This is a genomic window from Pseudoduganella sp. RAF53_2 (assembly GCF_052113985.1).
Lineage (GTDB): Bacteria > Pseudomonadota > Gammaproteobacteria > Burkholderiales > Burkholderiaceae_D > Rugamonas.
Window position 1 is genome coordinate 1 of sequence record NZ_JBFRDW010000083.1, and the last position, 13,244, is coordinate 13,244.

Genomic DNA, 13,244 nt, shown 5'->3' on the forward strand with positions numbered 1-13,244 from the left:
TTGCTGCGTTGCGTTTTGCTGCGTTGCGTTGCGAGGGACAGAACTATAGCAAAGGGACCGGCTCATGACAAGCCCTATTCGGCCGCCCACTATTTTGGTGGTGGACGATTCGCCAACCCTGCTGCTCGCGCTGCTCGATCACTTGAGCCGCCACGGCTTCCTGGTGGTGCTGGCCCACGACGCCCGCGAAGGCATGATGCGGGCCGTGCTGGCACAGCCCGACCTGATCCTGCTCGACATCGTGATGCCCGGCCTGGACGGTTTCGAGGCCTGCCGCCGCCTGAAGGCCGACGACGCCACCCACGACATTCCCGTTATCTTCATGACGGGCCTGAGCGATGCAAAACAGATCGTCAGCGGTTTCGGCGCCGGCGGCGTCGACTACATAACCAAGCCATTTCAGGTAGAGGAAGTGCTGGCCCGTATCAATACCCACCTGGCACTGCGTAAGGCAAACCAGGACCTGCAGCAGATGTACGAAACCCTGACCCAGGCCAAGGAAGACCTGGTCCACAATGAAAAGCTGGCCGCCCTCGGCGCCCTGGTAGCCGGCGTTGCCCATGAATTGAATACCCCAATCGGCAACAGCCTGATGGTGGCCAGCACCTTTGAAGCCCAGACCGGTGAAATGCTCGGCCACTTCAAGACCGGCGACCCGCTGCGCCGTTCGGAGCTGGAACACTATCTGGAAAATGCGCACACCACCGTCGAAATCCTGATGCGTAATCTGCAGCGCGCGGCCGACATGGTCAGCAACTTCAAACAAGTGGCCGTGGACCAGACCAGCACCCAGCGCCGCACCTTCCTGCTGGCCGAAGTTGTATCCGGCAATGTGCTGACGCTGATGCCGACCATCAAACGCACGCCCTATCAGGTCATCCAGAACATTCCACCCGAGCTGATGATGGACAGTTTCCCCGGTCCGCTCGGGCAGGTGATTGCCAACCTGGTGAACAACGCGCTGGTACACGGCTTCGACGGCCGCAGCGAAGGCGAGGTCGAACTATCGGCGGACTACGAACAAGCTGAATGGATCGCCCTGCGCGTGCGTGACAACGGCAATGGGATCGACTCGGCGAACATGCAACGCATCTTCGACCCATTCTTTACGACCAAGATGGGGGTGGGCGGCTCGGGCCTGGGACTGCACATCGTCCACAATATCGTGACCGATATCCTGGGTGGCCGTATCGGCGTCAATAGTGAAGTGGGAAAAGGAACCTGCTTTACGCTGTCCCTGCCGATGTCGGCGCCACGCCACTGACGGCAGACTGCTCGCGCAGGCGCTGGCGGCTGGTCTTGTACCAGCCGATGAAGTCTTCCGCCGACATGGCTTTGCCAATCAATGGTCCCTGCCCCGAAGCGCAGCCCAGATCACGCAGCACGGCCCAATCTTCTTCATGCTCGATGCCGTCGCAGCTTGTCGCGACGTCGAGCTGGCCAGCGATATCCAGCAAACCTTCCAGCAGCGGACGCCGGTTGCTGCGCCTTGCCGCTTCGTTGACGAACAGGCTGTCCAGCACCAGCTCACTGAGAGGACAGCAGGCGTATTGCCGCAGGCCCGCTTCATAACGCCCGCAGTGACGGGCGGCGATGGCGAAACCGCGCAGACTAAGGCGCGCCAGATTGTGCAGGAACAGCGGCTCGCTGGCCGCCACGACGGCCTCGCTGACTTCCCAGCTCACGTTGCCCGGCTTGACGCCAGCTTCGATCAGCGTTCCTGCCATTTCGTTCAGATGCGGCAGATCGGCCAGCACTTGCGGCGGCAGCGGCAGGCAAAGCCGCATGGACAAACCCATGTCATGCCACTCCTGTAACTGCGCGCCCGCCTGCCGCACAAGGGATAGCAGCAGCGATGCCGCCAACGGCCCGGTATCGATGCTGTCAATGAAGGCGCCTGGAGCCAGCAAGCCACGGCGCGGATGGTCCCAGCGCGCCTCCACCGTCACGGCAGCCAGCCGTCCGCCATCAAGCGTGACGCGCGGCTTATACCAGGCGAGGAACTGGCCCGCGCGTAATCCTTCTTCCACCTCCGAAGCCGAAGCTTCCTGCTGCGCTTCCAGCAAGGTACGCGGCAGCAGTTCCTGGCTTTCAACGACGGAGCGCAGACCTTCAAGGCGAATCGGCTTGGGAATCGTGGCCAGCAGGCGAGTTGGCGTATCGGGCGGCATGCCCTGCGTGGCTTCCGTCAAGCGCGCCGCATTGGCGCTGGCGGCAATCAGGTTGGCAGCCAGCCGGCGCTGGGCCACGTGCTGGATCAGCTCAAGACCATCCATGCCCGGCATGTCCATATCGGTCAGCACCAGATCGACCGGACCGCATTGCAGCTCCAGCGCGCGCAGCGCCGCGATACCGTCTTCGGCTTGCAGCACCGAACCAAACCCGATTTCACGCAGCAAGCCGGCCACGTGGTCACGCTGCACGTGACTATCTTCGACGATCAAGGCTGTGCATCCGCTCAGATCCTTCATGCGATCTCCTGTCAGGCTGACGCGCTGTAACTCAGGATTTCCCGGGCGATGGCGTCCAGCGCCACACTGCGTTCCACCGCGCCGCGCCGGACTGCTTCGCGCGGCATGCCATACACCACGCAGCTAGGTTCGTCCTGCGCCAGYGTCCGTGCACCGACCTGGCGCATCTCCAGCAGACCAGCGGCGCCGTCATCACCCATGCCGGTCATGATAACGCCGAGTGCATTCGGACCGGCAGAATTTGCGACGGAGCGGAACAACACATCCACCGAGGGCCGGTGGCGATTTACAAGCGGGCCTTCCACCACTTCCACATAGTAGCGCGCTCCGGTGCGGTGCAACAGCATATGGCGTCCGCCCGGAGCGATCAGGACAGTGCCCGGCGTCAGAGTGTCGTTATGGCGCGCTTCGCGCACCCTGACCTGGCACAGCTTGTCCAGGCGATCGGCGAAAGCGGCAGTGAACTGCTCCGGCATATGCTGCACCACGACGATGCCCGCCGCCTGCGGCGTCAGCGCGGTCAGCACCCGCTCCAGCGCCTGCGTGCCGCCGGTCGAAGTGCCCAGCGCGATAATCCTGCCTGCCGAAGATGGAATGCGCTCTCCCTGTGCTGCGGCCAGGATGGCGTCCGCGCTCAGTCGCTCGCTCGGTGCGGGCGGCGCCGGCACCACGCGCTGCGCGACCGTCTCCACTTTGGCCTGGGCAGCGCTGCGCACGGCAGCCAGCAACTCATCACCGCCCTCACCCGGCGACTTGTACAAATCAAGGCGCGGCTTGGTGATGACAGCGACTGCGCCTGCCGCCAGCGCATCCATCGATGTGCGTGCGCCATTCTCCGAGAGCGAGGAGCAGATCACCACAGGCGTAGGACGCTCGGCCATGATCTTGCGCAGGAAGGTGATGCCATCCATGCGCGGCATCTCCACATCGAGCACGATCACATCCGGCCACTGCAGGCGCATGCGCTCGGAAGCGAGAATGGGGTCTGCCACCGCATGCGTAACGGTGATATCAGGTTCGCGGTTCAACAGACCGGACAAGACCTGCCGCACCACCGCGGAATCATCGACCACCAGCACGCGAATCTGCTTCATGCTTCCCCCTGCCGCACCCAGACATCGCCGGTAGCGACTTCGAATACGATCAATCGTGGTCCCACGCCAAACAGYGAGCGCGATACCACCGGAATGCGGTAGCGCGCCAGCAGCCTCTCCGCCGCCTCTCCATTACGGCGGCCGATGGCATGCAGCCCGCGCCGTTCGATTTTCGGGAACATTACGCTACCACCGAAAATCTTGCCCTGGCAATCGTGCGCGGGTACACCATGCGCCTGCAGTTCATTGACCATCAGTTCCATCGCTTCCGCGCCATAGCGCCCGCTCAGCTGCGCCAGTTGCCGCTTACCGCGTTCCGATACCAGGAAGTGCGACATGGCCCCGATGCGCCGCGCCGGATGCCACAAGGTGATTGACACGCAAGAGCCGAGCAAAGTGCGTATGCGATGCCGCGCATCGCCGACGAAGAATTCGCCCGGCAAAAGATAGATGTCGATGACCTCATCGAGCGGCATGGCTACACCTTGCGGTACACCGATGGCGCTTCAGCCTCGATCGGCCCCAGGCAATCATGCAGGCTTTCCGCATGGCCGATAAACAGATAGCCGCCAGGACGCAGCAGATCGAGCACACGGCTGACGACATGCCGACGCACCTCGGGGCTGAAGTAGATCAGCACATTGCGCAGGAAGATCACATCGAAACGGTCGAGCGGCGGCAGTGTGGGGGCGTTCAGGTTAATGCGCAGGAAATCGACCCGCTCGCGCAGCGCGCGGCTGACCAGCAGTGTGCCCTCCTCGGGACCGAATCCCTTCAGGCAGAAGCGCTGCAAATAAGATGGCGGAATATGCTGGGCGCGCACCATGGGATAGTGCCCATGGCGCGCGGTCGCCAGCACGCGCGCGCTGATGTCGCTGGCGACGACCTCCCATTCGGCGGCCGGCAGCACATCCGCCAGCACCATGGCGATGCTGTAGGCCTCTTCGCCGGTGGCGCAGGCCGCGCTCCAGACGCGCCAGGGGCGGTGCGATGAGCGTGGCTTGGCCGCCAGATTGCGCAGCAGGTCGAAGTGCTGTGACTCGCGGAAGAAGTAGGTTTCGTTGGTAGTCAGAAGATCGATCGCCAATTGTGTTTCATCCGGGGCCGTGCCGCCCGAGATCAGTTTGAAGTAGTCGCCAAAGCTCACGATCTGGCAGTGGTGCAGGCGCTTGGTCAGGCGCCCCGATACCAGCGGCTTCTTGGCCGGTGACAGCGCAATGCCCGCCGCCTGCGCAATGAATTGCTGGAACAGGCCGAACTCACGGTCAGTCAGCGGAGAAATGGGGCTATCCATGCCGTTCATGATAGCCCGCCCTGCTCGGCCAGGCTATCTACCGCGGCGATTTCTTCCGGTGACAGCACGGTTTCTGTATTCAGCAAGATCACCAGCCGCCCATTCCACTTGCCTACGCCGGCGATGAAGTCGATGCGCAAGCGTGCGCCAAAGCTGGGCGGCGGCTCCACCTCGGCCGGATCGATTTCCAGCACCGTGTTGACGGCGTCCACCAGCACGCCAATCACCAGCCCGGCCGTTTCCACGATGACGATGCAGCTGCGGCGCCCGATCTGGCTGGCTCCGCGCCCAAAGCGCACGGACAAATCCAGCACCGGCACCACGGCGCCGCGCAGGTTGATCACGCCGCGTATGCAGGGCGGCATCATCGGAACCGTTGTCTCGCCAGGGTATTCGATGATCTCGCGCACGGGCTGCAAGTTCATCGCATACATTTCCCCGTCCAGCATGAAACTCAGGAATTGCTCGGTCATGGCGGCGCTCCCCGTTCAGAAGCGCGTGAAGTGCGCTTCGTCCGGCCCTTCGGCTGCGGCGAAATGGCGCCGGGACCTGGGCTGTGGGGAATCTCGCAGCGCCTTCGCTGCCGCCTGCAGCGAACCGACCTGGAAGAAGCCAATCAAGTGTTGCAACTGCTCCGCCTGACTGCTCATCTCTTCTGCGGTCGCCGCCAGTTCTTCCGATCCCGCAGCGTTCTGCTGGGTCACCTGGCTAAGCTGTCCCATTGCGAGGCTGATCTGGCTCAGACCCGCCGCCTGTTCTGATGAAGCAGCGGTGATCTCTTGCACCAGGCCGGATGTCTTGCGGATGTTCGGCACCATCGCATCCAGCATCTCGCCGGCGCTGGACGCGACTTCGACACTGCTGCTTGCCACTTCGCCGATTTCCTGCGCGGCGATCTGGCTGCGCTCGGCCAGCTTGCGCACTTCGGCCGCCACCACCGCGAAGCCTCTGCCATGCTCGCCCGCGCGCGCGGCCTCGATCGCGGCATTCAGCGCCAGCAAATTGGTCTGATAGGCGATATCGTCGATGATGACGATCTTCTTCGCGATGTCGCGCATCGCAGCGACGGTGCTCGCCACCGCTGCACCGCTGTCGCCCGCCTCCTGCGCCGCCTTGCCGGCAATGGTGTCCGTCACGCGGGCATTGGCAGTGTTCTGGCTGACCGAGGCGCTCATCTCTTCCACCGAAGCGCTGGTCTCTTCCACGCTGGCGGCCTGCTGGTTGGCCGTCTGCGACAGCGACTGCGCCGTGGCGCTTACCTGTTCCGATGCGGCTGCCAGCGCCAGCGCGCCGTTGCTGACTTCCGTGGCGACGCCGCGCAACCTGTCCACCATGGTGCGCATGGACGCCAGCAGACTGGTGGTGTCGCCTTCACGCAGACGGATATCGATTTGCAGCTGGCCCTGTGCAACCTGATGCACGATATGCGCGGCGTAATAGGGCTCGCCGCCAAGCTGCCGCAGCAGCGTGCGGATCATGTACAGGGACACCAGCGTGCCGACAGTGAAGCCGGCAATGATCAAGGCCAGGTTAAGGCGCATATTCGACGTGGTCAGCGCAATCGCGGCGCCGTACTCGTCACGGGCGACAGTTGATTGCAGCTCCTGCAGGCGGTTCATGGCGTTCAGCGCCAGCCGCATCTGCGGATCGGCGGCAAACGCCGCGGCCAGCGCCTCCTTATGTTTACCGTTAAGGGCTTGCGTCAACACGTCCTTGCGCAGCTCTTGCCATGCGCTCCAGGCGGATTCGAACTCCGCGACCAGTTTCTGCTCATCGCCGGTCATGGCCGTGCCAAGATAGGCCGTCCAATTTTTTCGGAATGTCTCACGGTGCGCAGCGTCGCCTTCCAGCGCCTTCTGCGCGTCCGGAACCGAGCTGGAGGCGGCCGCCATGACCATACGATGACGCATGCGCAGCATGGCTTCATTGGCGTTGGACAGTTCAATCAGCGCCACTGTGCGGTCTTCATACACGGTTTTCAGCCGCGCATTGGCGAACTCCATGCCGCGCAATCCCACCAGGCCGACCACCGCCATAATCAGCAGCAGCGCTCCGACCAGTGCGCCAAGCCTCATTGCTACAGGCATCCTTTTCAGCATGTCCATGTCTCCTTGTTTAGCTTGAGCAGTGCGGGAAGGTCCAGCACCAGCGCCACTTCACCGCCACCGAGGATGGTCGACCCGCTGATGCAGCGCGAACCGGCCAGCAGTGGGCTGAGTGGCTTCATGACAGCCTGGATCTGGCCCAGCAAGGCGTCCACCACCAAACCCGCCTTCTGCCCTGCGTGGCGCACCACGACCACGCTTTCGCGGCGCGGCGCCGGACCGCTCAGGCGGAACAGATCGCGCAGCACAATCGTGGGCAACACCTCGCCACGCAGCTGATGCAGCCCTTCTGCTTCTTCTTCCAGGCCGGCGACGCATTCGTCCACCATGCTGAGTGGCAGCGCAAAGCTGGATTCGCCGACGCGCACCAGCAGGCAGTCGATAATGGCAAGCGTCAATGGTAGGCGCACGCGCACCGTGGTGCCCTGCCCTTCCGTACTGTCGATCGTGATGCTGCCGCGCAGCGCTTCGATATTTTCGCGCACGACGTCCATGCCGACACCGCGGCCCGACAGATTTGTGATTTCGCTGGCGGTGGTGAAGCCTGGCTCAAAGATCAGCGCATGTACCTCGCCATCGCTCAGATTCTGTTCGGCGCCAGCCAGGCCGAGCGCAATGGCCTTCTCCAGAATCTTGTCCCGCGCCAGTCCGCGGCCATCGTCGCTCACTTCGATCACGATGGTGCCTGCATCGTGCAATGCGTTCAGGGTAATGGTGCCTTGCGCCGGCTTGCCAAGCGCCTGGCGTTCGGCGGTGGATTCCAGACCGTGATCGACAGCATTGCGCACCAGATGCGTCAGCGGATCGGCAATGCGCTCGACCAGTGTCTTATCCAGCTCCACGTCTTCACCGCTGATCAGCAGGCGGATCTCCTTGCCTTGCTCACGTGCGACGTCGTGCACCATGCGTTGAAAGCGGCGAAAGGTCGCTCCGATGCGTACCATGCGCAGTTGCAAGGCGCTGTCGCGCACCTCCTCCACCAGTGAAGCCAGCAGCTCGGTACTGTCGCGCAATTCCGCATCCCGCAGCCGCGCGCTGGCGATGCCGGTGCGGGCGCTGGCGATAATCAGTTCGCCTACCAATGTAATCAGATGCCCGAGCCGGTCGGCATCGACGCGAATAGTACGGTTTTCACGCGCCTCCCCGTTGCTATGCGGCGCAGGCGCCGCAGCTGGCGCCGCAGCTTTCGGCCGCGCGGAGGATGCCGGCACGGCAAGAAGCGCAGGCGGCACGATACGCGCGGTGGCGTTCAGCACCTCGGCAATGGCCCGGGCATGCAATGGCTGCCGCTGCGCGAGGCGCACATAATCCTCCGGCGCGGCGTTTGGCGACAGCACATGCAGCGTGCACTGGCGCTGCACGAACTCGAATGCCTTTTCGATCTGCGCCTGGCCCGCCACTGTGCGTAAGACGATCTCGAAGCCGAGGTAACAGCTCTCTGCATCCATGTCGGCGGCGGGCGGCAGTGTCTCGTCGACCACGGCGACTGCGGCCAGTTCGCCCAGCTGTGACAGATAGCTGATGAAGGCCGCGGGGTCCATGCCCTGCCTGAATACGTCTTCACCAAACTGCACGGATATATGCCAAAGCGCCGCTTCGCTCATCGCGGCGGACGCCTGCTCCGGCGGCTGTTCGGCCAGGCCGAGATAGCGGTGCAATTGCTCCAGCAGCGGCACGCCACGTTCGCCCAGATCGCCCTGCCCGCCGCGCGCCACATCGTCCACCATGGCGGTGATGTGGTCGGCACAGGACAGCAGCAGCACGATCAGACGCTCATCCAGCACGCGGCTGCCATCGCGCACGCCGTCCAGAACACTTTCAACAGCATGGGTGAACACAACGATGGATTCAAGGCTGAACAGGCCCGCCGTCCCCTTGATGGTATGCGCCGCGCGGAACACGGCGTGAATCAGCTCTCCATGTGGCTCGCCCCGCCCCAGCTTGAGCAGCCCGCTCTCCATTTCGACCAGCAGCTCGCCTGCCTCGGCGACAAATGCCTGCAAACCTTCATCCAGGTCCATCGGAGCATCCTTCTTGAGAAGACGCCAGGCCAAGCAACTTGAACATCGAGAGAACGGCGGGGCTGTGCGACACCAGCCGCAGCTCCCTGCCGGAGGCGCGCGCTTCGCGCCGGGCAAGCAAAAGCAATTGCAGGCCAGCCGAGTCGATTTCGGTGACGTCTGCCAGATCCACTTCCAGCACCTGCGCCTTGGACAGCCGGGCAAGCAGGCTTTCCTTCAACTCCCGCACGCGCCGCAGCGTCAGTTCACCTTCGATGAACAGCAGCACAGGCGGGGCAGGCGATTGGTCCATTAGCTCATCGTATGCTCTTGACAACTCGCTTGCAAGACGTTCGACCGCAACAGTTGCTATATCAATACGGCATAGATACACGCAAATAAACAATAGATCGCATATCCCTCCAGTCTTAGAATCAACCGATACCAAAAGCATAAAGGAGACAAAATGGAACGACGCAGCTTCCTGCGCGCCGTCGCTGCCGGTTCGGCCATGGGTGGTCTGGCAGGCGCCGCCAGTCCTGCCATCGCGGCAACCCAGCAAACCACCAACGACCGCGCCTACATGGCGGGCCTGCTTCAGAAAATGGCGGAGCCAGTCCTGAGCAATATGGCCGGGGGCACGCTGCAAAAGCGCTTTCCGCTCGAAGTCAGCCCAACCTGGGATGGACGTGATAAGCGCGTCAGCTATCTGGAATGCTTCGGCCGCCTGATTGCTGGCGTGGCGCCCTGGCTGGCACTGCCCGACGATGGCAGCGCGGAAGGCCGCACGCGCAAGCGCCTGCAACAGCTGGCCCTGCAAAGCTATGCCAACTCCGTCGATCCGAAAAATCCGGACTACCTGATGTGGAATGGTCCCGGCCAGACGCTGGTCGATTCGGCCTATTTCACCAATGCGCTGATGCGCGCACCCAAGGCGCTGTGGGAACCGCTGGATAACACCACCAAGCAGCGCATCATCGCCGAGATCAAATCCCTGCGCCGCATCGATCCGCCTTATATCAACTGGCTGCTGTTTGCGGCCATGAATGAAGCCTGGCTGCTGTCCATCGGCGAGCAATACGACCCGATGCGCATGAATGTCGCGATCCGCAAGATCAATGAGTGGTATGTGGGCGACGGCTGGATCAAGGATGGTGACAGCTTCCACTTCGATTACTACGGCGCCTTCGTCATGCACCCGATGCTGACGGAAATCCTGGAAGTCGCGGAGCGCGAAAAGGCGCCCTTCTGGAACGGCAATCCGGCCGAGCTGCACGCCCAGGCGCTCAAGCGCATGCAGCGCTATGCGGAACATCTGGAACGCTTCGTTTCGCCAGAAGGCACTTACCCGCCGATTGGCCGTTCGCTTACTTACCGCACAGCGGCCTTCCAGCCTTTGGCCCTGCTGGCCTGGCGTAAGCAGCTGCCCGCCAGTCTGCCGGAAGGCCAGATCCGCGCGGCGATGACGGCCGTGCACAAGGCTGTCTGGACGGAGCCGAGCAATTTCACGAAGGACGGCTATCTGACCATCGGCTTTGCAGGACACCAGCCGGAGCTGGGTGACTGGTATTCGAATAACGGCAGCATGTACATCGCGTCGGCCAGTTTCCTGCCGCTTGGTCTGCCGGAGAATGACAGCTACTGGACAGCTCCTGCGCAGGACTGGACGCAAAAGAAGGCGTTCGCAAGTCACCGCTTCCCTAAAGACTATCCGGTCAACTACTGAACCTGCCCATGACCACGAATCCACTTCGCCGCCGTGTCCTGCAAGGCACGGCAGCCGCTATCGGTACGATCTTCCTGCCATTGCATGCGGCCACGCCGCGCTTCTCGATTGGCGCCACTGATTTTCTGCTGGACGGTAAGCCGCTCCAGATCCGCTGCGGCGAGATGCACTTCGCCCGCGTGCCACGCGAGTATTGGTCGCATCGCCTGAAGGCCATCAAGGCGATGGGCTTGAATACCGTCTGTGCTTACCTGTTCTGGAATTATCACGAGTGGCGCGAAGGCCGCTTTGATTGGGCCGGCCAGCGCGACGCCGCTGAATTCTGCCGCGTGGCGCAGCAGGAAGGCTTGTATGTGATCTTGCGCCCTGGTCCTTATGCCTGCGCCGAGTGGGAAATGGGTGGCCTGCCATGGTGGCTGTTGAAGCATGACGGCGACAGCTTCCTGCGCACGCGCGATCCGGCCTATATCGAACCCGCACGCCGTTGGCTGGCTGAAGTGGGCCGCGTGCTGGCGCCTATGCAGATCACGCAGGGCGGTCCGATTCTGATGGTGCAGGTCGAGAACGAATACGGCTTCTTCGGCGACGACCTCGAATACATGCGCGTGATGCGCAAGGCGCTGCTGGATGCGAAGTTCGATGTACCGCTATTCCAGTGCAATCCGACCAATGCGGTCGCGAAGACGCATATTCCCGAGCTGTTCTCGGTGGCGAATTTCGGCAGCGACCCGGCCAATGGTTTCAAGGCATTGGCCGCGGTGCAGAAAGGGCCGCTGATGTGCGGCGAGTATTACTCCGGCTGGTTCGATACCTGGGGCGCACCGCACCGCCGCGGCGCCGCGACCAAGGCGGTCGAAGACATCCAGGCCATGCTGAAGGCAAACGGTTCGTTCAGTCTCTACATGGCCCACGGTGGTACGACCTTCGGCCTGTGGGGCGGCTGCGACCGCCCCTTCCGTCCGGATACCAGCAGCTACGACTACGACGCGCCGATAGGCGAAGCGGGCTGGATGGGCGAGAAGTTTGAAGCCTACCGCGAAGGCATCAAGCCCTTCCTGGCTGCCGGAGAAACCCTGCCGCCAGCGCCTCCGCAAACTCCTGTAATGGAAATCGCGCCTTTCATGCTGAAGGAGTCGGCGGCGGTGTTTGCGAATATGCCACCCAAAGTAATCCGCGATGTCTCGCCACGCCCTTTAGAGCAATATGACATCAGCCGCGGCCTGGTCGCTTATCGCATCACCCTGCCCGCCGGTCCTGCGGGCGTGCTGGAAGCGACCAAGGTACGCGACCTGGCATGGGTCCACCTCGATGGCCGCCAGATCGGCACGATGGACACGCGCTTCCGCCGCTACACAGTCGATCTGCCTGCGCGCAGCAAGCCGGTCACGCTGGAGATCCTGCTGTACACCATCGCGCGCGTGAACTTCGGCGTGGAGATCCACGACCGCAAAGGTCTGCATGGTCCGGTTCAGTTCACGCCAACCGGCAGCGCAGCGCAGCCACTGGAAAATTGGGAAATCCGCGCCATCGATTTCGATGCCGATGGCACGCTGCCTCCATTGGCATGGAAACCGGGCCGTGCGGGTGGCGCTGCCTTCTGGCGCGGCAGCTTCAATGCGTCGCGGCAGGCCGACACCTTCCTCGACATGTCCAGCTGGGGCCAGGGCATTGTGTGGATCAACGGCCGCTGCCTGGGCCGCTACTGGAGCATCGGCCCGACCCAGACCATGTATCTGCCTGGCCCATGGATTCGCGCCGGCGAAAATGAAGTCGTTGTTCTCGATCTCACCGGCCCGCAATCGGCGCGCATCAGCGGCTTGAAAGCACCGGTCTTCGACCAGCTGCATCCGGAGCGCGACCTCRCGCGCCCACCGAGCAAGATCAAACCGCACCTCGACGGCGTGGCGCCAGCGCACGAAGGAGAATTCGCCGCCGGCAGCGCAACGCAGGATGTCCGCTTTGCGAAACCTGCGCACGGCCGCCAGTTCTGCCTCGAATCGCTGGACGCGCACGACGGCAAACAATTCGCGGCCGTTGCCGAGATCTCGCTGCTCGACGCCAAAGGCGAAACGATCAACCAGTCCAACTGGACGATCGCCTACGTCAGCAGCGAAGAGCTAAGCAAGGAAGATGGCGGCGCGCTGAATGCGATCAACGGCCAGGTCACCGACTACTGGCATTCCGCGTGGAGCGGCAAAGGCGTCAAGCCAAAGCATCCGCACCTGCTGATCATCGATCTGGGCAAAGATGTTGAAGTAGCAGGCCTTCGCTACACGCCCCGCCAGGGCAAGGACGACGTCACCGGCCGCATCAAGCACTTCCGCGCTTACCTCGGCGAGGCGCTGGCGCGCTGAAAAAACCCACGGCGCAAAAGCGGGTGGCTGCCACATCGTGGCAGCCACCTGGTTTTACGTCTTGGGTTCAGAAAGCAAAAAAGCCCACCGGCGTCTGCGCCTGGTGGGCTTCTTCAATAACTAGCCTGACGATAACCTACTTTCACACTGGTTGCAGCACTATCATCGGCGCAAAGTCGTTTCACGGTCCTGTTCGGGAT

The 13,244-nt window shown here is 62.7% G+C and carries 11 protein-coding genes; 3 read left to right on the forward strand and 8 right to left on the reverse strand.

Features of this window, described 5'->3' with window-relative positions; all coding sequences use genetic code 11:
• Window positions 1–64: 64 nt before the first annotated feature.
• Window positions 65–1,264, forward strand: coding sequence for a sensor histidine kinase (locus AB4Z11_RS07485; RefSeq protein WP_442023978.1), 1,200 nt, complete (start codon window positions 65–67; stop codon window positions 1,262–1,264).
• On the opposite strand, the gene AB4Z11_RS07490 is transcribed toward AB4Z11_RS07485, so the two are convergent.
• From AB4Z11_RS07490 to AB4Z11_RS07525, 8 genes are read right to left on the reverse strand one after another with little or no spacing between them, the layout of a single operon-like run.
• The gene (locus AB4Z11_RS07490; protein WP_442023980.1) at window positions 1,227–2,471 is read right to left on the reverse strand and encodes an EAL domain-containing protein; all 1,245 of its coding nucleotides are present in this window, start codon (window positions 2,469–2,471) and stop codon (window positions 1,227–1,229) included. The genes AB4Z11_RS07485 and AB4Z11_RS07490 overlap by 38 nt on opposite strands.
• Window positions 2,472–2,482: 11 nt before the next feature.
• Window positions 2,483–3,565 (reverse strand): protein-glutamate methylesterase/protein-glutamine glutaminase, encoded by a 1,083-nt coding sequence (locus tag AB4Z11_RS07495; protein ID WP_442023982.1) that lies wholly within the window; start codon window positions 3,563–3,565, stop codon window positions 2,483–2,485.
• A complete protein-coding gene (locus tag AB4Z11_RS07500) occupies window positions 3,562–4,041 on the reverse strand; it encodes a chemotaxis protein CheD (protein WP_442023984.1) in 480 nt (159 codons plus the stop codon). The genes AB4Z11_RS07495 and AB4Z11_RS07500 overlap by 4 nt, the downstream gene beginning before the upstream one ends.
• Window positions 4,042–4,043: 2 nt before the next feature.
• Window positions 4,044–4,868, reverse strand: coding sequence for a CheR family methyltransferase (locus AB4Z11_RS07505; RefSeq protein WP_442023986.1), 825 nt, complete (start codon window positions 4,866–4,868; stop codon window positions 4,044–4,046).
• The gene (locus tag AB4Z11_RS07510) at window positions 4,865–5,332 is read right to left on the reverse strand and encodes a chemotaxis protein CheW (RefSeq protein ID WP_442023988.1); all 468 of its coding nucleotides are present in this window, start codon (window positions 5,330–5,332) and stop codon (window positions 4,865–4,867) included. Before AB4Z11_RS07510 ends, AB4Z11_RS07505 begins: the two co-directional genes overlap by 4 nt.
• Before the next feature lie 15 nt (window positions 5,333–5,347).
• Window positions 5,348–6,958 (reverse strand): methyl-accepting chemotaxis protein, encoded by a 1,611-nt coding sequence (locus AB4Z11_RS07515; protein ID WP_442023990.1) that lies wholly within the window; start codon window positions 6,956–6,958, stop codon window positions 5,348–5,350.
• The gene (locus tag AB4Z11_RS07520; RefSeq protein WP_442023992.1) at window positions 6,952–8,985 is read right to left on the reverse strand and encodes a chemotaxis protein CheA; all 2,034 of its coding nucleotides are present in this window, start codon (window positions 8,983–8,985) and stop codon (window positions 6,952–6,954) included. The genes AB4Z11_RS07515 and AB4Z11_RS07520 overlap by 7 nt, the downstream gene beginning before the upstream one ends.
• Window positions 8,972–9,277 (reverse strand): STAS domain-containing protein, encoded by a 306-nt coding sequence (locus AB4Z11_RS07525; protein ID WP_442023994.1) that lies wholly within the window; start codon window positions 9,275–9,277, stop codon window positions 8,972–8,974. The genes AB4Z11_RS07520 and AB4Z11_RS07525 overlap by 14 nt, the downstream gene beginning before the upstream one ends.
• Window positions 9,278–9,430: 153 nt before the next feature.
• On the opposite strand from AB4Z11_RS07525, the gene AB4Z11_RS07530 reads away from it, so the two are divergent.
• A complete protein-coding gene (locus tag AB4Z11_RS07530) occupies window positions 9,431–10,690 on the forward strand; it encodes a DUF2264 domain-containing protein (protein ID WP_442023996.1) in 1,260 nt (419 codons plus the stop codon).
• A gap of 8 nt (window positions 10,691–10,698) precedes the next feature.
• A complete protein-coding gene (locus tag AB4Z11_RS07535) occupies window positions 10,699–13,044 on the forward strand; it encodes a beta-galactosidase (protein WP_442023998.1) in 2,346 nt (781 codons plus the stop codon).
• Window positions 13,045–13,244: the final 200 nt, after the last annotated feature.